The organism is Paraflavitalea devenefica, from assembly GCF_011759375.1.
GTDB lineage: Bacteria > Bacteroidota > Bacteroidia > Chitinophagales > Chitinophagaceae > Paraflavitalea > Paraflavitalea devenefica.
In genome coordinates this window covers 1,847,330-1,866,119 of sequence record NZ_JAARML010000001.1, presented here as the reverse complement: position 1 = coordinate 1,866,119, position 18,790 = coordinate 1,847,330, and the positions used below count along the sequence as shown (strand labels likewise).

General features: G+C 46.7%; 17 protein-coding genes. 14 read left to right on the top strand and 3 right to left on the bottom strand.

Translation table 11 applies throughout. The features are described from left to right. The first annotated feature begins 25 nt into the window (after window positions 1-25). Entirely contained in the window at window positions 26-763 is a 738-nt protein-coding gene (locus HB364_RS07655; protein WP_167287267.1) for a DUF2490 domain-containing protein, read from the top strand. A 79-nt stretch (window positions 764-842) separates the two neighbouring features. After that, window positions 843-1,604, top strand: coding sequence for a geranylgeranylglyceryl/heptaprenylglyceryl phosphate synthase (locus tag HB364_RS07650; RefSeq protein WP_167287266.1), 762 nt, complete (start codon window positions 843-845; stop codon window positions 1,602-1,604). A 56-nt stretch (window positions 1,605-1,660) separates the two neighbouring features. On the opposite strand, the gene HB364_RS07645 is transcribed toward HB364_RS07650, so the two are convergent. Both HB364_RS07645 and HB364_RS07640 read right to left on the bottom strand, forming a co-directional pair. Next, on the bottom strand, window positions 1,661-2,062 hold the full coding sequence (locus tag HB364_RS07645) for a hypothetical protein (RefSeq protein ID WP_167287265.1): 402 nt from the start codon (window positions 2,060-2,062) through the stop codon (window positions 1,661-1,663). Between the two features lie 2 nt (window positions 2,063-2,064). Further along, on the bottom strand, window positions 2,065-3,789 hold the full coding sequence (locus HB364_RS07640) for a hypothetical protein (RefSeq protein ID WP_167287264.1): 1,725 nt from the start codon (window positions 3,787-3,789) through the stop codon (window positions 2,065-2,067). A 201-nt stretch (window positions 3,790-3,990) separates the two neighbouring features. Here HB364_RS07640 and HB364_RS07635 point away from each other — a divergent pair, with 201 nt between their 5' ends. The 12 genes from HB364_RS07635 to argH all read left to right on the top strand — a co-directional run bounded on the left by HB364_RS07635 (window position 3,991) and on the right by argH (window position 16,484). After that, window positions 3,991-4,893 (top strand): helix-turn-helix domain-containing protein, encoded by a 903-nt coding sequence (locus HB364_RS07635; RefSeq protein WP_167287263.1) that lies wholly within the window; start codon window positions 3,991-3,993, stop codon window positions 4,891-4,893. Window positions 4,894-5,098: 205 nt separating this feature from the next. Beyond that, window positions 5,099-5,956, top strand: coding sequence for an oxidoreductase (locus tag HB364_RS07630; protein ID WP_167287262.1), 858 nt, complete (start codon window positions 5,099-5,101; stop codon window positions 5,954-5,956). Between the two features lie 23 nt (window positions 5,957-5,979). Next, window positions 5,980-6,447 carry a hypothetical protein gene (locus HB364_RS07625; protein ID WP_167287261.1) on the top strand — a complete coding sequence of 156 codons (468 nt, stop codon included), beginning with the start codon at window positions 5,980-5,982 and terminating at the stop codon, window positions 6,445-6,447. A 55-nt stretch (window positions 6,448-6,502) separates the two neighbouring features. After that, complete coding sequence (locus HB364_RS07620; RefSeq protein ID WP_208419869.1) at window positions 6,503-7,384, top strand: alpha/beta fold hydrolase; 882 nt, start codon at window positions 6,503-6,505, stop codon at window positions 7,382-7,384. Between the two features lie 678 nt (window positions 7,385-8,062). Beyond that, window positions 8,063-8,791, top strand: a complete 729-nt coding sequence (locus HB364_RS07615) for a GNAT family N-acetyltransferase (protein WP_167287260.1) — start codon at window positions 8,063-8,065, stop codon at window positions 8,789-8,791. 36 nt (window positions 8,792-8,827) lie between these two features. Next, complete coding sequence (locus tag HB364_RS07610) at window positions 8,828-10,024, top strand: argininosuccinate synthase (protein ID WP_167287259.1); 1,197 nt, start codon at window positions 8,828-8,830, stop codon at window positions 10,022-10,024. 110 nt (window positions 10,025-10,134) lie between these two features. After that, window positions 10,135-11,118, top strand: a complete 984-nt coding sequence (gene argC / locus HB364_RS07605) for an N-acetyl-gamma-glutamyl-phosphate reductase (protein ID WP_167287258.1) — start codon at window positions 10,135-10,137, stop codon at window positions 11,116-11,118. 44 nt (window positions 11,119-11,162) lie between these two features. After that, window positions 11,163-12,311, top strand: coding sequence for an aspartate aminotransferase family protein (locus HB364_RS07600; RefSeq protein ID WP_167287257.1), 1,149 nt, complete (start codon window positions 11,163-11,165; stop codon window positions 12,309-12,311). Between the two features lie 39 nt (window positions 12,312-12,350). Next, complete coding sequence (locus HB364_RS07595) at window positions 12,351-13,328, top strand: Rossmann-fold NAD(P)-binding domain-containing protein (RefSeq protein ID WP_167287256.1); 978 nt, start codon at window positions 12,351-12,353, stop codon at window positions 13,326-13,328. Window positions 13,329-13,337: 9 nt separating this feature from the next. Continuing rightward, window positions 13,338-14,126 carry an acetylglutamate kinase gene (gene argB / locus HB364_RS07590; protein WP_167287255.1) on the top strand — a complete coding sequence of 263 codons (789 nt, stop codon included), beginning with the start codon at window positions 13,338-13,340 and terminating at the stop codon, window positions 14,124-14,126. Further along, entirely contained in the window at window positions 14,116-15,189 is a 1,074-nt protein-coding gene (locus tag HB364_RS07585) for a M20 family metallo-hydrolase (RefSeq protein ID WP_167287254.1), read from the top strand. The genes argB and HB364_RS07585 overlap by 11 nt, the downstream gene beginning before the upstream one ends. Beyond that, window positions 15,186-16,484, top strand: a complete 1,299-nt coding sequence (gene argH, locus HB364_RS07580; RefSeq protein ID WP_167287253.1) for an argininosuccinate lyase — start codon at window positions 15,186-15,188, stop codon at window positions 16,482-16,484. Before HB364_RS07585 ends, argH begins: the two co-directional genes overlap by 4 nt. Before the next feature lie 82 nt (window positions 16,485-16,566). On the opposite strand, the gene gyrB is transcribed toward argH, so the two are convergent. Continuing rightward, complete coding sequence (gene gyrB / locus HB364_RS07575) at window positions 16,567-18,546, bottom strand: DNA topoisomerase (ATP-hydrolyzing) subunit B (protein ID WP_167287252.1); 1,980 nt, start codon at window positions 18,544-18,546, stop codon at window positions 16,567-16,569. Between the last annotated feature and the right edge of the window lie 244 nt (window positions 18,547-18,790).

Below are 18,790 nucleotides of genomic sequence, written 5' to 3'. Positions count from 1 at the left end.
CTGCTTTTGTTGTTTTTTTGCACGCATGAACTACAGGAACCTTTTCATCATTGGCTTGCTATTGCTCAGCTTTGACCGCACGATTGCACAAACCCAGTTTGCCGGCTGGATAGCAGATTTTAATACATTCAAAATCAATACCAAACTAAGCGTACACGCAGATTTTCAGTTAAGAAGCACTGACCAATTGAAACATGTGCAAACATTGCTATTACGTGCCGGATTAAATTATCATATGAATAAGAAGCTGGTACTTACTACTGGCTATGCGTTTATCCATAACCGGAGTGTACAGGCCGGCATAAGCGGGCATGTTCCTGAGCACCGTATCTGGGAACAAGTGCTGTTTACCCATCCGTTGACCATTAGTCCAGGTATTCATGGTACACTGGCACACCGATTGCGATTGGAACAGCGGTTTCTTCCGAGGCCCTACGTGCAAAATCATGAACTGAAGCACGATGGTAACCTGTATGCCAACCGGTTGCGGTATTTTATCAGGAATGTAACGCCACTGATCTCTTCGGCGACAGGTAAGGCACCTTTCCTGGCCCTGCAAAATGAGGTATTTGTGAATATTGGTGATAAATCGGCCGTCAACCGGAAGTTCTTTGATCAGAACAGGGCTTATATCGCCCTGGGTTATCGATTTAACAAGCAATTTGACGCCGAGCTTGGCTATATGAACCAGTATATCAATGGCCGGAATGAGACTTTTACGAATAATCACATCGTTCAGTTGGCCACTTACGTACGTTTATGAGTGATTATCCACATAGTGAATTAACTGCGTGAAAGCCAAAAACTTTTCGCATTTTTGTACAAGATCCAATAGCTAAGGCATGACGAATCGTATTTACCAATCTCTATTACTACAGAAAGCGAAAGGACACAAGTCGTTTGCCGTACTCATTGATCCTGATAAGGTAACGACAGAAAAGACGGATGAGCTTACCACCCTGGCGGTGGAAGCAGGGGTAGACTACCTGTTTATCGGTGGTAGCTTGGTCATTTCCAACCAGTTAGACGAAGTCGTACAACAGGTAAAGCGGAATTGTGATATACCCGTGATCCTGTTTCCGGGAAGTCCTTCCCAGGTATCCCGTTATGCAGATGCCTTATTATATCTTTCTGTTATTTCAGGCAGGAATCCCGAACTATTGATTGGCCAGCACGTGATATCAGCCCCATTTGTAAAGCAGAGCGGGCTGGAGATCATTTCTACCGGTTATATGGTCATTGATGGCGGTGCTCCTACCACGGTATCTTACATCAGCAATACGGCGCCCATCCCGGCCGACAAGAATGAGATTGCCATGTGTACCGCTATGGCGGGGGAGATGCTCGGCATGAAACTGATCTATATGGATGCAGGCAGCGGCGCCCGCCGGGCCATTACCGAAGACATGATTGAAAAAGTATCTCAGGTTATAGAAACACCCCTGGTTATTGGCGGCGGCATTACCGACCCCGAAAAAGCCTACCGCAATTGCAAGGCCGGCGCCGATGTGATTGTCATTGGCAATGCCATTGAGAAAGATGCTTCCCTCATCAAAGAAATGAGCGCAGCGATCCATTCCGTGCCGGTGAAGGCTTCGCGATAAAGTACAGGGTCTTTGCATAAATTGATCTTATGTGTATTTCATCAGATGTTTCGAAATTACCAGGTTCCTCCGGGTGAAAATAAGAATTCAAGATTCGATTCAGTATCATATAACCACTGATAACCACTTGTTCTATTATTACAGAATGGTTCTATCAGTTCTGCCATCCGAATGTATAACGTATGGGTTAAGTAGCAGATAAAGTTTACATTATTTTCAGTGGTTAGCCCAATATCTGTGTCTGCTAACTGAAGCGTTACTTTGCAATTCTGTGATGTAATGAATTCCAGTTTGCTTAATTCTAATGTTTCACGATCATCCACGATGGTTCGCTGAATTGCCTGCCTCAGCAGACTTGCTTCAGCAGAATCAAAATCATATAAGCGGACCAACTGATTGGCTACAACATTTGTAAAGCGACCACCATCACTTATATCGGAAAGAAATTCAAGTTTCATATTTATTCATCTTTGATCAGATCAGTATAATTCTTTTTAATAAACGCGTACTGCTTTGAGGTAAGGAAAATATGTCCCCCTTCCTGACCATTATCCATGCAATAACGAATTTCCCCATCTATCTTATTCTCTTTCATGGCCTGTCTTAATAAATCAATAAACTTGGGATCGAGCCAGTCGCCATGAAAATCAAGCATGGTCTCATATTTCTTTCCATTCATGGTAAAACCATATTTTACCTTCTTAGCACTATCCCATGATTTTTCAAACTCATCAATAATATCTGTTACCGAAAATACCCCTCTGGAGGCTTTTTCAAATCGCTTTGTTAAGTCCTCATATGGATTTCGCAGGTTGCCAGTCTCCCAATCAAATATTACTACGGTATGGGGGATGCGCATACACACATCCAATGGTGATGTAATATCGCTAGCGAAAATGGAAGCTTTCGTACGGTCAATTTCCTTATTTGATAAATGGGCAAAAAAACCATGATCCGTCAGGTCCTGTATAAACTTATTGATGCCTGCCCGGTTCAGACGTACATCAAAAGTTTCATGGCTTAATACATAGTTTTCTTTGTTGATTACTTCAGCCTCTCCTTTTTTCAATAACAGCAAGCCTACTTTCTTTTCGCCGTATACCATTTCCCCTTCTTCAGGAATATTCACTGTATACAACCTGTAAGATGAATTAATATCTGCCAGCCATTTATTAACGCCTTTATGAAAATCGCGGCTAACCCTCGCAGGAGGATCTTCCGGGTAATTGGGATCAGGTTCAACCTTTACATAATCATAAAAGAAAACATGTTCGTAAAGCTGCCCGTTTATAGTAAAGCTGAGTTTCAGATCCTGCCTGATCATGTCGTCTTCTTTCTGCCGATCTATTACAATATGTAGGTTTTCATATTTAAAATCGGGGATCAACGCTGCAACAGCCTGAAAAATGACCGGATAAGTAATATGGGGATTAGCTTCAAGACGCGTAAGGTCAACAAACCTGTAACGCTCGCTATAAGAAAGTATCTGTGCAATATCCTTCAGCTCATATGGCTTATACGATTCCAATAACGCTTCCTTTTTTTCTTTGGTCAATATGCCCTTGTTTGCGAGATCATCAATATGCTGCTGTTGCTTTTTTAATTCAGTATCATAAGACTTGTAATAGTAACTTCTTTTCAACAGGAATCCTACCAGCGCTAACTCGTCGTCTATAGTAGCATCCTGTATTCCTTTTTTAGCTTCTTCGTATACCATTTCACTGATGAGTCCCAATACCTTGAAGTCTTCAAGGGTCCGCGTCCTTGTACGGCCAATGGTACTTCTTTTGGGATGAATGAGATCTTCGTTACCTCGGCTGCCCAGCGGTGGATAGGCTGTCCACCCTCTTTCAATCACAGCGTCTTCAGCAACAATTTTATCTTCTACTCCTGTCTGGTTGAGCAGGCGATGCATTTGGGAGTCAAAAAAAGCCTGGTTACAAAACCATAGAATGGTTTCTTTTGAAAGTCTCGAAGCGTGGTACATCTTGAGGTCTTCCTGATCATCCGATGTCACGTTTTTATGATGAAAGGCATTCAGCAAGACTTCTTTACCCTTGGTGTTTAAGATCTCTTTCTGTTCCAATTGTGCGGCATAAGCCTCGGCATCCTGGAGGGTGATCGTTTGTGCGTTCATAAGAAAGGGGGAAGAGGTTAAAATGATCAGTAAAACGTTGATTCTCATACCTCCTAAATTTAGCGAACATTCCATAAACTACCAGCATAAAACACCTTGATTATTATTTCCGGCCTGGCTGCCTCCTTTCTCCAATGTTTGAATTTTGCAATAGATGGTTTGAAAACTGTAACTTTCGGGAGGGCGCGGTGTTTTAATTTTGTAGGGTCATTGGATTACTCCGCTTTATCACTGCTAATATCCCGGATTATGGAAAAGACAGAAACCTTAGAGGATTTTTACCAGAAGAAGTTGAATTACCTGCCGCAGAACCTGAAACAGGATATCGGGCATTTTAATGTATTTAAAACCGAGGACTGTGTAGGTCCCGGCTCCACGCCGGTGAAATACAGCCGCCGCGACTTTTACAAGGTAAGCCTGATGCGGGGAGACTTCATTTTCCACTATGCCGATAAAAGCATTCCCGTTTCGGGCAGCACCCTGCTGTTCTTCAATCCCAAAGTGCCCTATACCTGGGAAGGCAATACAGAGACCAATACCGGTTTCTTCTGCATTTTCAAGGAAGGCTTCTTTAGTGAAAAGCTGCGGGGCAGCATCAACGAATTTCCCATGTTTGCCCCGGGCGGCAAGCCAGCTTACCCCCTCAGTAAAGAGCAGGATAAAGACGTAAGTCAGATCTTCCTGAAGATGATGGAAGAGATTGGTTCTGATTATGCCTATAAGTATGACCTGCTGCGGAATTATGTTACGGAAATGATCCACTATGCGTTGAAGATGCAGCCTTCCGAGAATATTCACCAGCATACAAATGCCAAATCGCGCATTACCGCGGTATTTACCGAATTGCTGGAGCGGCAATTTCCGATAGATTCGCCTTCTCAACGCTTTTCCCTGCGTTCAGCCAACGACTTTGCCAAAGAACTGGCCGTACACGTTAATCACCTGAACAGGGCCATTAAAGAAACTACCGGTAAAACCACCACCGAACATATTATGGAAAGGCTGATCAGCGAAGCAAAAGCATTGCTGAAACATACCAACTGGAATATTTCAGAGATCAGTTATTGCCTGGGCTTTGAAGAGCCTTCCCATTTCAATAACTTTTTTAAGAAACAGGTGGCGCTCACCCCTTCTGCCTTCAGAAGCATTTAATACATAGCATTACACTTGTCCATTAGCGGTGACACCTTTCGTTTGCGTTGCAAGCAAAAGGCGTCACCGTTCTTTTTGTGATTATATAAGGCCCCTTGAAAAGCTTATTTTCTCCCGGTTTGAATTTCGTAATTATTGCTTTGAATGCTGCAACAAGATCGGGTGCACCGCACCGTAGCTTTGTGTTATCAAAAACAAATCAATTATGAAACACAGTAAAGTATGGTTCGTAACCGGCGCCTCCAAAGGCTTAGGTTTGTCACTGGTACAACAGTTATTGGCACAGGGCTATAACGTAGCCGCCACCTCAAGAAGCAAAGAAGAATTGATCAGGGCCGTGGGTTATAGCAGCAGCTTTCTGCCCCTTACGGTTGACCTTAACAGTGAAACCAGTATTCAGAAAGCGATTGACGAAACGGTTAATCTTTTCGGTCAGGTAGACGTAGTCGTAAACAATGCAGGTTATGGCCTGGCAGGCAGCCTGGAAGAGCTCACAGATGCAGAAGCCAGGAAGAATTTTGACATCAATGTATTCGGCACCCTGAATGTGATCCGCCGGGTAATGCCTTATTTACGGGCACAACAATCCGGGCATATTTTCAACATCTCTTCCATTGGTGGCTTTATCGGTACTTTCCCTGGCTTTGGTATTTATTGCGCTACCAAGTTTGCCGTAGAAGGATTTACAGAAGCACTGTCGGCCGAGATCAAGTCTTTTGGTATTAAGGCTACCATTGTTTCTCCCGGTTATTTCAGAACGCAATTCCTTGCTGCCAGCTCCCTGAATGTGCCTGCCCATCCGATAGAAGCTTATAAGGAAGTAAGGGAAACACAGGCTTTTCACCAGGAGATCATGAATGGCAACCAACTGGGCGATCCCGATAAAGCAGCCCTTGCCCTGATACAGGTAGCAGAAGCCCCGGAAGCTCCCCTGCATTTATTCCTAGGCAGTGATGCCTATGAACTGGCCTATAACAAGATCAATTCCGTCCGCGAGGAACTGGAAGCCTGGAAATCCGTGACCATTTCCACCGCTTTTGAGCATCAACCGGCAGAAGCATAGTTGCCACCCCAGATAACAGGACCATGAACTATGCGAAGCAATTTTATGTATTCAGGCTGGAAGAAAATGGCAACACCGTCACCCCTCAGCAGCAGGCTGATTATTTCACTATCAGCCTCGTAAGCAACAATACACCGGGCACGAAAACCATGTTGTGTTTTTATGGCCCCCAGGCTCCACAGGCAGCAGGATCATTACCCGGCAACCCGGCGGGATTCTCCTGCCTGTTTAACACCGCTTTTCTGTCTGGTAAAATGCAAAGCATTTTCCGCGCCTTGCCGATGTTCAGGCAGAACGCCAACCCGGTGTATTTTTTAAATCAGCGGCAGGATAAGCGCATCCGGGAGTTATTTGAAAAGATGCTGGAGGAGGTGAATAACAACTATACCTTCAAGTATGAATTGCTGGGTAATTACCTGGCAGAGATCATCCACTACGCACTTAAGATTCAATCGGCCACTTTTCCCGGGAATAGCTGGCCGATTTTTTAGAAATACTTAATGCGGGGATCAACAGAAGCAAAGCACATTTGTTTAGATTTGGACAATGACACGTGCAAGATATACCGTGATCCTGCTGACAGGGTGGCTGTTTTGTTCTGGTTGTTTTGGACGTTGGGTAATGACCGACCGGGAGGTGAAGAAGTATTATGCCAACAAACCGGTAAAGCCCACGTTCTTTACCATCCAGAATGATTCAGCTTCGCTGTTTTGTGCCACCACAGGCGCAGATACCCTTCCTCCCCTGCTCATGATCCACGGCGCGCCGGGCGCCTGGTATGGCAGCCGGATCCTGCTGGACGATCCTATCCTGCAACAACATTTTCACCTGATCGCAGTAGACCGGCCGGGATACCATAAGTCGCGCTTTAAAGGCAAGCGCCATGCAGTTACTTCCATTACTTCCCAGGCCACTATTATCCATGAAGCGCTTCGTCTCAACCGGTCACGCAAGCCCGGGGTAGTGATGGGAAGCTCCTATGGTGCCCCTATTGCCGGCAAGATGGCCCTTTTATATCCCCATGACTTTAACCACCTGATAATGCTGGCCGCCGCCATTGACCCGGACAAGGAGAAGTTCTGGTGGTTCCATCCCTGGGTTAAAAGCGGCTTCCCCTATATACTGTTCCCCCGCTTCATCAAAAGCGCTACCAACGAGAAATTCACCCATGTGGACGAGCTCAGAAAGCTGGCGCCGGAATGGCAATACCTTACCATACCTGTCACCGTCGTACAAGGCGGTTCGGACGATATTATTGAACCGGCCAACCTGGACTTTGCCAAAAAAGTGCTGCAGGGAAAACCTGCCAATTTTATCTTCCTGCCCAATGCAGGGCACCTCATTCGTATGCAAAGACCTGATATTGTGCGCTCTATCCTGCTCAATCCCCTGCCGGGCATATCTACCAGCATCGGTGCAGGTAAATAAGCGCCGGGAACCTGCCCCGAATGTACAAGATGATACTTTAATAAGCGAGGTATACTCAGGTAGTTGTCTGGGAATGGTCTAAGAGTGCTCTGGGATAGCTCTAAGATAGTACTATAGCAGTAGTAGTCCTGTACTGTTCCCAGAGCAGTCCCGTACCATGCTTAGAGCAGTCCCCCTACATTCCCTGAGCATTCCACTACCACTTGACGCTACACTTGTCTACTTTTCACGAAATACGGCTTTGCCCGGCTTTTACGGGCATCTGGCTGCCCCACAGGAAGCCCAGGAAGCCCCTACGAACGCTTGTTCTCTGGTTTTTACGGAATTAGCTAAAATTTTACATTAAAAATCCCCCTGCATCCCAAAAAATGTTTTTCTTTGCGGTGTCAAAAGCATTTGAGTAAAAAGCTTATTCATCATTTGAAATGCAAAAAAATCTCACCATACAACTCGCTGATGTAGTAGCGCAAAGCGTTATTACTATAGTGCGTGGGGTTTTTGCTGTACAACTCCGTACAGTTTTTGTTAGTCGTCCTGTCCCCGTCAGGGTACGACGTTGATACCATCCTACCATAGTATCCCCTATTGTAACGGAACTATGCCCCAAGCCGGGGATTCGTGTCTTTAGCAGTGTTTATATCCGCTGCATTTGTTCACATTTTATAGTCTTGTCAAACAATGGAAACGCAACATCACTTCCAGATAATTGTAGCCAATGAAACCCATCTCAGTTTCGCACAGATCATTTGCGATGAGATGGAATCTTCTGCCAAAGCACGTGGCACCGGCATTGCCAAGCGCTCGCCGGATTATATTAAACAGAAAATGCGCGAAGGGAAAGCGGTGATCGCCTTCAACCAGGATGGCATCTGGGCAGGCTTTTGTTATATCGAAACCTGGAGCCATGGCGAATATGTAGCCAACTCGGGCCTGATCGTATCGCCTGTGTTCAGAAAGGGCGGACTGGCCAAGGCCATTAAGAAGAAGATCTTCGAACTGAGCCGCAAGCTGTACCCCGAAGCCAAGATATTCGGACTTACCACCGGCCTGGCCGTAATGAAGATCAACAGTGAGCTGGGCTATGAACCAGTGACCTATTCTGAACTTACGCAGGATGATGCTTTCTGGGCCGGCTGTAAAAGCTGTGTGAATTATGAGATCCTGATGAGCAAGGAAAGGAAGAATTGTATGTGTACCGCCATGCTCTATGATCCCAAAGACCACTATGAGCCGGAAGAGACCAAACAGTTCTTCGAGGAGAAGAAGGGCATTCTTGAACGCCTGCTGCGCATTAAGCAGTGGAAGTTCTTACAACCCTTTCTGAAGAAGGATAAAGAGGATAACAGCGCTAAGATGGTACAGGCAAGCAAGCGGAGGTCTTTGCTGCACTACTTCTTTAATTTGTAATCGTTAATCACTAATTATAACTACCATAATACAGCAATGAAAAAAATAGTATTAGGATTCAGCGGCGGACTCGACACTTCGTTTTGTGTAAAGTACCTGAGTGAAGACAAAGGTTATGAAGTACACAGCATCATCGTTAATACCGGTGGTTTCAGTGAAGAAGAGTTGCAACAGATAGAAGCCCATGCCTATAAACTGGGCGTTAAAACACATACTACTGTTAATGCCGTAAAGTCCTATTACGACCGTATCATTAAGTACCTGATCTACGGAAACGTATTGAAGAATAATACTTATCCCTTAAGTGTAAGTGCCGAAAGGTTGAGCCAGGCCGTTCATATTGCCGAGCATGTGCAAAAGCTGAAAGCAGATGCCGTAGCGCATGGCAGTACCGGCGCCGGTAATGACCAGGTACGTTTTGACATGATCTTCCACATCATGATCCCCGGTGTTGAGATCATTACCCCCATCCGCGACCTGAAGCTGAGCCGTGAAGCAGAGATCGAATACCTGAAAGGCAAAGGAGTAGATATGAACTTTTCCAAAGCGATGTATTCTATCAATAAAGGTTTATGGGGTACGAGTGTAGGTGGTAAAGAGACTTTATCCTCCAAAGGCATGTTGCCCGAAGAAGCATGGCCTACACAGGTTACCAAAACCGGCAGCGAAGAAGTAAAACTGAGCTTTGTAAAAGGGGAACTGAAAGCTGTAAATGGCAAATCATTCGATCACCCTTCAGAAGCCATCCAATACCTGCAAACCATTGCAGGCCCTTATGGCGTAGGCCGTGATATCCACGTAGGTGATACGATTATCGGCATCAAGGGACGTGTAGGCTTTGAAGCTGCCGCTCCCATGGTAATCCTGAAGGCCCACCACGCCCTGGAAAAACACGTGCTGACCAAGTGGCAACTGAACTGGAAAGATCAACTGGCACAGTTTTATGGCAACTGGTTACATGAAGGCCAGATCCAGGACCCTGTGATGCGTGATATTGAAGCGTACCTGGAAAATTCCCAGCAAAACGTAACCGGCGACGTATTTGTACAACTGTTGCCTTACCGCTTCCAGGTCATTGGCATTGAATCGTCCTATGACCTCATGAGCAGCAAGTTTGGCAAGTATGGTGAAATGAATACCGGGTTTACCGGCGAGGATGTACGTGGATTCAGCAAGATATTCGGCAACCAGACCTCTATCTGGACTGCTGTGAAGGAAGAGAATAAGAAATAAGCCGCGAGCCGTGAGCTACGAGCCGCGAGCAAAAAGACTCGTAGCTCATAGCTCGTAGCTCAAAGCTCTTTGAAGTCATTACAGACTTCAGAACATTGATCTCTGTATATATGAACAAAAATATTAAAGTAGGTATCGTTGGAGGAGCAGGTTATACCGGTGGTGAACTGATCCGTTTGTTGGTTAATCACCCGTATGTAGCTGTTTCTTTTATTCATAGCCGCAGTAATGCCGGCAAGCCCGTATATGCCGTACATGAAGACCTGATCGGTGAAACAAAACTACAATTCACCGGCGAGCTGAGCCAGGATATTGATGTATTGTTCCTGTGCGTAGGTCATGGTGAGGCGAAGAAGTTCCTGGCAGAGAATCCTGTTAATGACAATATCAAGGTTATTGACCTGTCGCAGGATTTCAGGCTTGGCAAGCATTCGGCAGTCGGCAATCGGCAGTTTGTTTACGGTCTTCCGGAACTGAACAGGGATGCCATCCGTACCGCATCCAACATAGCCAATCCCGGCTGTTTTGCTACTGCTATTCAACTGGGTTTATTACCCCTGGCCAAAGCAGGTTTGCTTGACCATGTGTACACTACCGGCATCACCGGTTCTACCGGCGCCGGGCAAAGCCCTAGCTCCACTTCTCATTTTAGCTGGAGGGCCAATAATATACAGGCCTATAAAACGCTGAACCATCAGCACATGAATGAGATCGGCGAGTCTATGCTGCAGTTGCACCCTGCCGGAAAAATAGACATCAACTTCATTCCCTGGAGAGGCGATTTTGCCCGCGGTATATTCATCAGTTCACAACTGGATTGTGACCTTACTGAAGCACAACTGAATAACCTGTATACTGAATTTTATGATGGTCATCCGTTTACCATCGTGAGTAAGCAGCCTATCTTTTTAAAGCAGGTAGTGAATACCAACAAATGTATTGTCCAGTTGGAGAAGGTAGGCACCAAGCTGGTAGTGCATTCTATCATTGACAATTTACTGAAAGGCGCTTCGGGCCAGGCCGTACAGAATATGAATCTTTTATTTGGTGTGGATGAGTGTGCAGGATTGAAACTCAAGGCTAATTATTTTTAAATACAAGCTGCCGGCTTATAGCCTGCAGCCCAAACAAGTAGACCATGAAGCTATTTGACGTTTATCCCATTAATGACATTACCATCGTAAAAGCCAAAGGCTCTTATGTATGGGATGCAGCCGGTGAACAATACCTTGACCTGTATGGCGGTCATGCGGTAATATCTGTTGGCCATACCCATCCCCATTACGTACAGCGAATTACTGATCAACTCAATAAAGTAGGTTTCTATTCCAACTCCATCCGAATACCCCTGCAGGAAGAACTGGCCACCAAGCTGGGTAAGGTTTCCGGCAAGGAAGATTACCAACTGTTCCTGTGTAACTCAGGTGCAGAAGCCAATGAGAATGCGCTGAAGCTGGCTTCTTTTTTCAATGGCCGCAAGAAGATCATTGCCTTTAAAAAAGCTTTCCATGGAAGAACGTCACTGGCTGTAGCGGCCACCGATAACCCGTCTATCGTGGCTCCGGTGAACCAGACTTCCAATGTGATATTCCTTCCTTTCAACGATGAGGAAGCCCTGGAAGCCTGTTTTAAAGCACAGGGCAGTGATATTTCGGCTGTTATTATTGAAGGCATACAAGGGGTAGGTGGTATCAATGTAGCTTCTGTATCCTTTCTGCAAAAGATCCGGCAGTTGTGTGATGCCCATGGCACAGTTTTTATTGCCGACAGTGTGCAGTGTGGCTATGGCAGAAGCGGTAAGTTCTTCTCCCACGACTTTGCCGGTGTAAATGCTGATATTTATTCTATGGCAAAGGGGATGGGCAATGGCTTCCCGGTAGCGGGCATTATCATCTCTCCGAAGATACCTGCCAAACATTCCATGCTGGGCACCACCTTTGGTGGCAATCACCTGGCCTGCGCCGCTGCACTGGCTGTGCTGGAAGTGATCGAAAAAGAGAACCTGATGGCCAATGCTGCTGAGGTGGGCAACTACCTGATAGAGCAATTGAAAGCCATCCCTGAGCTGAACAATGTACGGGGCCGTGGCCTGATGATCGGGTTTGATGTTCCTGAAGAGCTAAGAGACCTGAAGAAGAACCTGCTGTGGAAACATAAAATGTTTACCGGCGAAGCAAAGCCCAATGTGATCCGCTTACTGCCTTCACTGGCGCTTTCTAAGAAAGATGCTGACCAGTTCCTGGAAGCCGTGAAAGAAGAGATCGCGGCACTGGCGCCGGCACACTAATATCATTATACTTTATCACTAAAAACGTTCTTCGGGGAAATGAGAAATTTTATTTCTGTACACGATGTGTCCAATATCAATAACCTGGTAGCAAAGGCATTAAGCTACAAGGCTGATCCATTAAAAGACAAAACGCTGGGCGCTCACAAACGCATTGGATTATTGTTCCTCAATCCCAGTATGCGTACCCGCCTCAGCACACAGATAGCGGCGCAAAACCTGGGCATGGAAGCCATTGTGTTTAATGTAGGACAGGAAGGCTGGGCGCTGGAGTTTGAAGAAGAAGCCATCATGAGCGGCAGCACGGTAGAGCATGTAAAAGATGCGGCGCCCATCATGGGTAAATATTTTGATATCCTGGCCATCCGCACCTTTCCTTCCCTGAAGAACCGTGATGATGATTACAGCGAATTATTCATTAAGCAATTCATTAAATATGCCGGCATCCCGGTAGTGAGCCTGGAAAGCGCCACCCTGCACCCCCTGCAGAGCTTAACAGATGTGATCACTATCCAGGAAACCCTGAGCCTCCCTGCTTCAACGGTGAAAGGCAAGAAACCAAAGATCGTACTTACCTGGGCGCCCCATGTGAAGCCATTGCCCCAATGCGTGGCCAATAGTTTCTCCCAATGGATCAATGCCTGGGGACAGGCCGATTTTGTGATCACGCATCCGGAAGATTATGAACTCGACACCCAATTCACCAAGGGTGCTACGATTACCCATGACCAGGATGCAGCCCTGAAAGATGCCGACTTTGTGTATGTGAAGAACTGGAGCACTTTCAATAATGAATACGGCCGCATTTACACAAACGATCCTGCCTGGATGCTGACCAATGAAAAGCTGGCCCTTACCAATAATGCCAAAGTAATGCATTGCCTGCCGGTAAGAAGGAATGTGGAGCTGAGTGATGAAATACTGGATGGTCCCAACAGCATCGTTACCCAGGAGGCCTCCAACCGCGTATGGGCTGCCCAGGCAGTATTGTCGGAGATATTAAAAGCAAACTATTAAACAGGGAATTTGGAAAAGTTATTCATCGTTAAGATTGGCGGAAATATTATAGATGATGAGGCAAAGCTGTCTGCATTCTTAACTTCCTTTGCGGCCCTGCCCGGAAAGAAAATACTGATCCATGGTGGTGGTAAGCTGGCTACCCGGCTGGCCGAAGAGATGAAGATACCCCAGCAACTGGTAGATGGCCGGCGCATTACCGATGCAGAGACCCTGAAAGTAGTGACGATGGTGTATGCCGGCTATATCAATAAGAATATTGTAGCCCAATTACAGGCCCGCGGCAATAATGCCATTGGTCTCAGCGGCGCCGATGGCAATGCCATCCAGGCGCATAAAAGGGTACACCCCACGATGGACTATGGATTTGTGGGTGATGTAGACCAGGTAAATGCCGGATTGCTGAAGTCCCTGCTGGACCAGGAGCTGGCCATTGTACTGGCGCCTATTACGCACGATAAACAAGGATTGTTACTCAATACCAATGCCGATACCATTGCCCAGGAAACCGCCAAAGGCCTGAGCGGGCATTATGATGTGCAACTCATCTATTCATTTGAAAAGAGCGGTGTATTGCTGGATGCCAATGACGACAGCACGGTGATCAGCTCCATTACGCCCACTTATTACCAGCAGTTAAAAGGAGAACAAAAGATCTTTGCCGGCATGATCCCCAAGCTCGACAATGCCTTTGCCGCCCTCAACAGCGGTGTAAAGAAAGTGATCATCGGAAAAGCAGAACAGTTACAACAATTAATTGCCGGCACGGCCGGTACAACCATTATCAATGAGCAGTGACCATATAACCATATTACAGGAAGAAGCCATCGCCTTGCTGAAACAACTGATTGCTACGCCCTCGTTCAGCAAAGAGGAGGAGGAGACTGCAAAGATCATACACCATCATCTCGATAAATACACTACCAATGTAAAGACCCTGAAGCATAATGTCTTTGCCTGGAACCATTATTTTGATGATTCGAAACCTACCCTCCTGTTAAATTCCCACCACGACACGGTAAAACCCAATAAGCATTATACACTCGATCCATTCACGCCCATTGAGAAAGACGGGAAATTATATGGCCTCGGAAGCAATGATGCGGGTGGGCCCCTGGTAGCATTGATCGCTACTTTTCTCTATTATAACCGCCGGGAAGATTTAAAATACAACTTGATCTTTGCTGCTTCTGCCGAAGAAGAGATCAGCGGTAAAGAAGGCATAGAATTACTCTTACCGGAATTAGGCTCTATCGAATGTGGCATCGTAGGTGAACCTACGCAAATGCAGATGGCGGTGGCCGAACGCGGCCTCATGGTACTGGATTGCCTCTCGCACGGCAAGGCCGGTCATGCCGCCAGGGAAGAAGGGGAGAACGCTATTTATAAAGCACTGGCCGATATAGAGTGGTTCAGGAATTACCGCTTCCCCAAAGTATCTGATTTACTGGGGCCGGTGAAAATGAGTGTTACGGTCATTGAAACAGATAATAAAGCGCACAATGTAGTGCCCGCCCAGTGTAAGTTTGTAGTAGATGTACGGGTGAATGAGCTGTATACTTTTGAAGAGGTACTGGAAGTGATCCGGGCCCATGTACAGTGTGACGTGCAGCCCCGCAGTACGCGCCTGCGCTCTACGTCCATAGCCTTAGACCATCCGCTTACCAAAGCAGGTATTGCTTTGAACAGAACTTATTATGGTTCTCCCACAACCTCCGACAAAGCACTGATGCCATTCCAGACCCTGAAGATGGGCCCGGGTGATTCGGCACGCAGCCATACAGCCGATGAATTTATTTATGTAAATGAGATTAAGGAAGGCATCCAATTGTACATCCAACTTTTAAACCAGGTATTATGAAACTGTGGTCCAAGCAAAACACCTCCACCTCTGAGTTGATAGAAAAGTTCACCGTAGGGCGTGATAAGGAGTTTGATATCCTGCTGGCAAAGTATGATGTAGAAGGCTCTATTGCCCATGTGACCATGCTGGGTGAAGTGGGGCTGATGAGCAAGGAAGATGCAGCTACTGCTGTAAAGGGCTTACAAACCATACAACAGGAAATTGTGGAAGGCAAATTCAGTATTGAAGAGGGCGTGGAAGACGTGCACTCCCAGGTGGAGCTGCTGCTTACCCAGCGTATTGGCGAAGCCGGCAAGATGATCCACAGCGGCCGCAGCCGCAATGACCAGGTAGCAGTAGATATTAAACTGTACCTGCGGGCAGAAGTACTGGCAGTGAAAGCCGAAGTGAAAGAACTGTTTGACCTGCTGATTGCCCAGAGCGAAAAATTCAAACACCACTTATTACCGGGATATACCCATCTCCAGATCGCCATGCCCTCATCGTTTGGTCTATGGTTAGGCGCCTACGCTGAAGGTTTGGTGGATGACCTGGAGCTGTTGGCTGCCGCTTATGCAGTAGCCAATAAAAACCCGCTGGGCAGCGGGGCAGGCTATGGTTCTTCTTTTCCGTTGAACCGTACCCGCACGACCCAACTACTGCAATTTGGCGCCCTGAATGCCAATTCGGTATATGCCCAGATGAGCCGGGGCAAAACAGAACGCGTTGTGGCCACCGGCATCAGTGCTGTAGCCGCCACCCTGAGCCGCCTGGCGATGGATTGCTGCCTGTACATTAACCAGAACTTCGGGTTCATTTCTTTCCCGCCGGAATTAACTACCGGCAGCAGCATTATGCCGCATAAGAAGAATCCGGATGTATTTGAGCTGATCCGCGCCAAATGCAACCGTATCCAGAGCACTCCCAATGAACTGACGCTGCTGGTGAACAACCTGCCTTCCGGCTATCACCGCGATCTGCAACTGACCAAGGAGATCCTGTTCCCGGCTATTGAAACCCTGAAGGATTGCCTGCAAATGACACGCCTCATGCTGTCGAACATGACGGTAACAGAAAACATCCTGGATGATGCGAAATACAAGTACCTGTTCAGCGTAGAGGCCGTGAATGAGTTGGTGAATAAAGGCATCCCTTTCCGCGATGCTTATAAACAGGTAGGCAATGATATTGAAAAAGGAACTTTCGCTTTCAATTATAAGCAACAACTGCACCATACCCATGAAGGAAGCATCGGCAACCTGTACAATGACTACATTGTGCAGGCCATGGATAAGGTGACCGGCAAGTTCTGACAAGAACAAAAGCTAAACGAAAAATCCCTCTCTGTCAATAGACCTGAGAGGGATTTGTATTTTGAGCCAGTGGTGCGAATACTTAGATATCCAGCTTGGCGTATTTCGCGTGGCTTTCGATGAATTCACGGCGTGGCGCTACTTCATCACCCATCAGCATACTGAAGATACGGTCAGCTTCTGCCGCACTTTCAATCGTTACCTGCTTCAGCGTACGGCTATTGGGATTCATGGTAGTATCCCATAACTGGGTAGCGTTCATTTCTCCCAAACCTTTGTATCGCTGAATGTTTACGCTGTCATCTTTACCGGCGCCGAATTTAGCTACCCATCCTTTACGCTGCTCCTCATTCCAGGCATAAGCCTGCTCTTTACCTTTTTTCACGAGGTATAATGGCGGCTGGGCAATGTATACATAACCCTGCTCCACCATGGGGGCCATATAGCGGTAAATAAAGGTCAGGATCAGCGTGGCAATATGGCTACCGTCTACGTCGGCATCGGTCATGATGATGAGCTTATGGTAACGCAGCTTTGCCAGGTTCAGCGCCTTCGGATCTTCCGGCGTACCTACTGTAACCCCCAGGGCGGTGTACATATTCCGGATTTCCTCATTCTCATAGATCTTATGCTCCATGGCCTTTTCTACGTTCAGGATCTTACCACGCAATGGCAGGATGGCCTGGAAGGAGCGGTCGCGGCCCTGCTTGGCAGTACCACCCGCCGAGTCTCCTTCGACGAGGAACAGCTCACAACGCTCCGGGTCACGGTCCGAACAGTCGGCCAGCTTACCGGGTAAGCCGCCGCCGCTCAATACGCTCTTCCTTTGTACCAGCTCACGGGCCTTACGGGCGGCTGCCCTTGCCTGTGCGGCCAGGATCACTTTGGAAATAATATTCTTGGCCTCTTTGGGATTCTCTTCGAGGTATTTTTCCAGCGCTTTGGATACGGTACTGTCTACCACACCCATTACATCGCTGTTACCGAGCTTGGTCTTAGTTTGGCCTTCAAATTGTGGTTCGGGTACTTTTACAGATATGATGGTGCTGAGACCTTCACGGAAGTCATCGCCTTCAATCTCTACCTTGGCCTTTTCAAAGAGGTTCTCACGGTCGCCGTATGATTTGAACATACGCGTCAGCGCCCGGCGGAAACCACTCACGTGGGTACCACCCTCGATGGTATTGATGTTATTAACGTAGGAATAGATATGTTCGTTGTAGCTGTCGTTGTAAGTAAGGGCTACTTCTACGGCTACATTGCTCTTTTCATCGCGACCTTCCACATAAATGACTTGCGGTATAAGATTGTTCCTGCCAGCATTCTTATCCAGCATCTCAACAAACTCCACGATACCGCCTTCGCTATAAAAAGTTTTTGTATAAGTAGCGTCGGCCTCATCCTTTTCACGAAGATCATTCAGCACGATCCGGATGCCTTTATTCAGGTAAGCCAGCTCACGTAAACGGCCTTCGAGGATGTCTTTCTTATAAACACTCACTGTAAAAATGCTCGTATCGGGCCAGAAGTGAACCTTTGTTCCTGTTTGATCAGAGATACCAATTTCCCTTACCGGATACTGGGGAACACCAATGCGGTACTCCTGCTCGAATATTTTACCCTCCCGTTGAACAGTTACCTGCAGGAGTGTACTCAGGGCGTTTACGCAACTCACACCCACACCGTGCAAACCGCCGGAAACCTTATAGGTATCTTTATCAAACTTACCACCGGCGTGTAACACTGTCATTACAATTTCCAGCGCACTTTTCTTTTCCTTTGTATTGATGCCGGTAGGGATACCACGACCATCATCTATTACAGAAATAGAGTTGTCTTCGTATATCGTAACAACAATATTTTTACAATATCCGGCAAGCGCCTCGTCGATCGAGTTGTCTACGACCTCATATACCAGGTGGTGAAGGCCCTTTTCGCCAACATCGCCAATATACATGGCAGGACGCTTACGTACCGCTTCCAAACCCTCCAGGACCTGTATACTATCTGCTCCATATCCATTGGTAGCGGGGGTAAGAATTTCATTGGTTTCTGTAGCCATAAATGCTTGTGAAAATGCTTGTGTGAGTTAAGAATGTTGATTCCCGCAAATGTACGAAAATTAAGGCTTTCGGCCGCTTTTGGAGGGGCATTTTATGCACCTTTTTTCACCGTTTAAACCCTTGTTTCTGAAGCCTTGAAATAACTATTTTAACACCTCTTTTCAACAAGGTTTCTTACCCTCTTTTAACCTTCGTAGTTTTACTGCACGATATTTGTTATGAAATAACCGCTACCCATTCAAT

What these genes read in the sequence shown, in the direction of transcription:
- HB364_RS07635 (WP_167287263.1), top strand. Translation starts at nt 3,991, where the DNA reads ATGGAAAAGACAGAAACCTTAGAGGATTTTTACCAGAAGAAGTTGAAT.
- argH (WP_167287253.1), top strand. Translation starts at nt 15,186, where the DNA reads ATGAAACTGTGGTCCAAGCAAAACACCTCCACCTCTGAGTTGATAGAA.
- HB364_RS07645 (WP_167287265.1), bottom strand. Translation starts at nt 2,062, where the DNA reads ATGAAACTTGAATTTCTTTCCGATATAAGTGATGGTGGTCGCTTTACA.
- HB364_RS07625 (WP_167287261.1), top strand. Translation starts at nt 5,980, where the DNA reads ATGAACTATGCGAAGCAATTTTATGTATTCAGGCTGGAAGAAAATGGC.
- HB364_RS07600 (WP_167287257.1), top strand. Translation starts at nt 11,163, where the DNA reads ATGAAGCTATTTGACGTTTATCCCATTAATGACATTACCATCGTAAAA.
- HB364_RS07610 (WP_167287259.1), top strand. Translation starts at nt 8,828, where the DNA reads ATGAAAAAAATAGTATTAGGATTCAGCGGCGGACTCGACACTTCGTTT.
- HB364_RS07650 (WP_167287266.1), top strand. Translation starts at nt 843, where the DNA reads ATGACGAATCGTATTTACCAATCTCTATTACTACAGAAAGCGAAAGGA.
- HB364_RS07595 (WP_167287256.1), top strand. Translation starts at nt 12,351, where the DNA reads ATGAGAAATTTTATTTCTGTACACGATGTGTCCAATATCAATAACCTG.
- gyrB (WP_167287252.1), bottom strand. Translation starts at nt 18,546, where the DNA reads ATGGCTACAGAAACCAATGAAATTCTTACCCCCGCTACCAATGGATAT.
- argC (WP_167287258.1), top strand. Translation starts at nt 10,135, where the DNA reads ATGAACAAAAATATTAAAGTAGGTATCGTTGGAGGAGCAGGTTATACC.
- HB364_RS07655 (WP_167287267.1), top strand. Translation starts at nt 26, where the DNA reads ATGAACTACAGGAACCTTTTCATCATTGGCTTGCTATTGCTCAGCTTT.
- HB364_RS07640 (WP_167287264.1), bottom strand. Translation starts at nt 3,789, where the DNA reads ATGAGAATCAACGTTTTACTGATCATTTTAACCTCTTCCCCCTTTCTT.
- HB364_RS07615 (WP_167287260.1), top strand. Translation starts at nt 8,063, where the DNA reads ATGGAAACGCAACATCACTTCCAGATAATTGTAGCCAATGAAACCCAT.
- HB364_RS07630 (WP_167287262.1), top strand. Translation starts at nt 5,099, where the DNA reads ATGAAACACAGTAAAGTATGGTTCGTAACCGGCGCCTCCAAAGGCTTA.
- HB364_RS07620 (WP_208419869.1), top strand. Translation starts at nt 6,503, where the DNA reads ATGACACGTGCAAGATATACCGTGATCCTGCTGACAGGGTGGCTGTTT.
- HB364_RS07585 (WP_167287254.1), top strand. Translation starts at nt 14,116, where the DNA reads ATGAGCAGTGACCATATAACCATATTACAGGAAGAAGCCATCGCCTTG.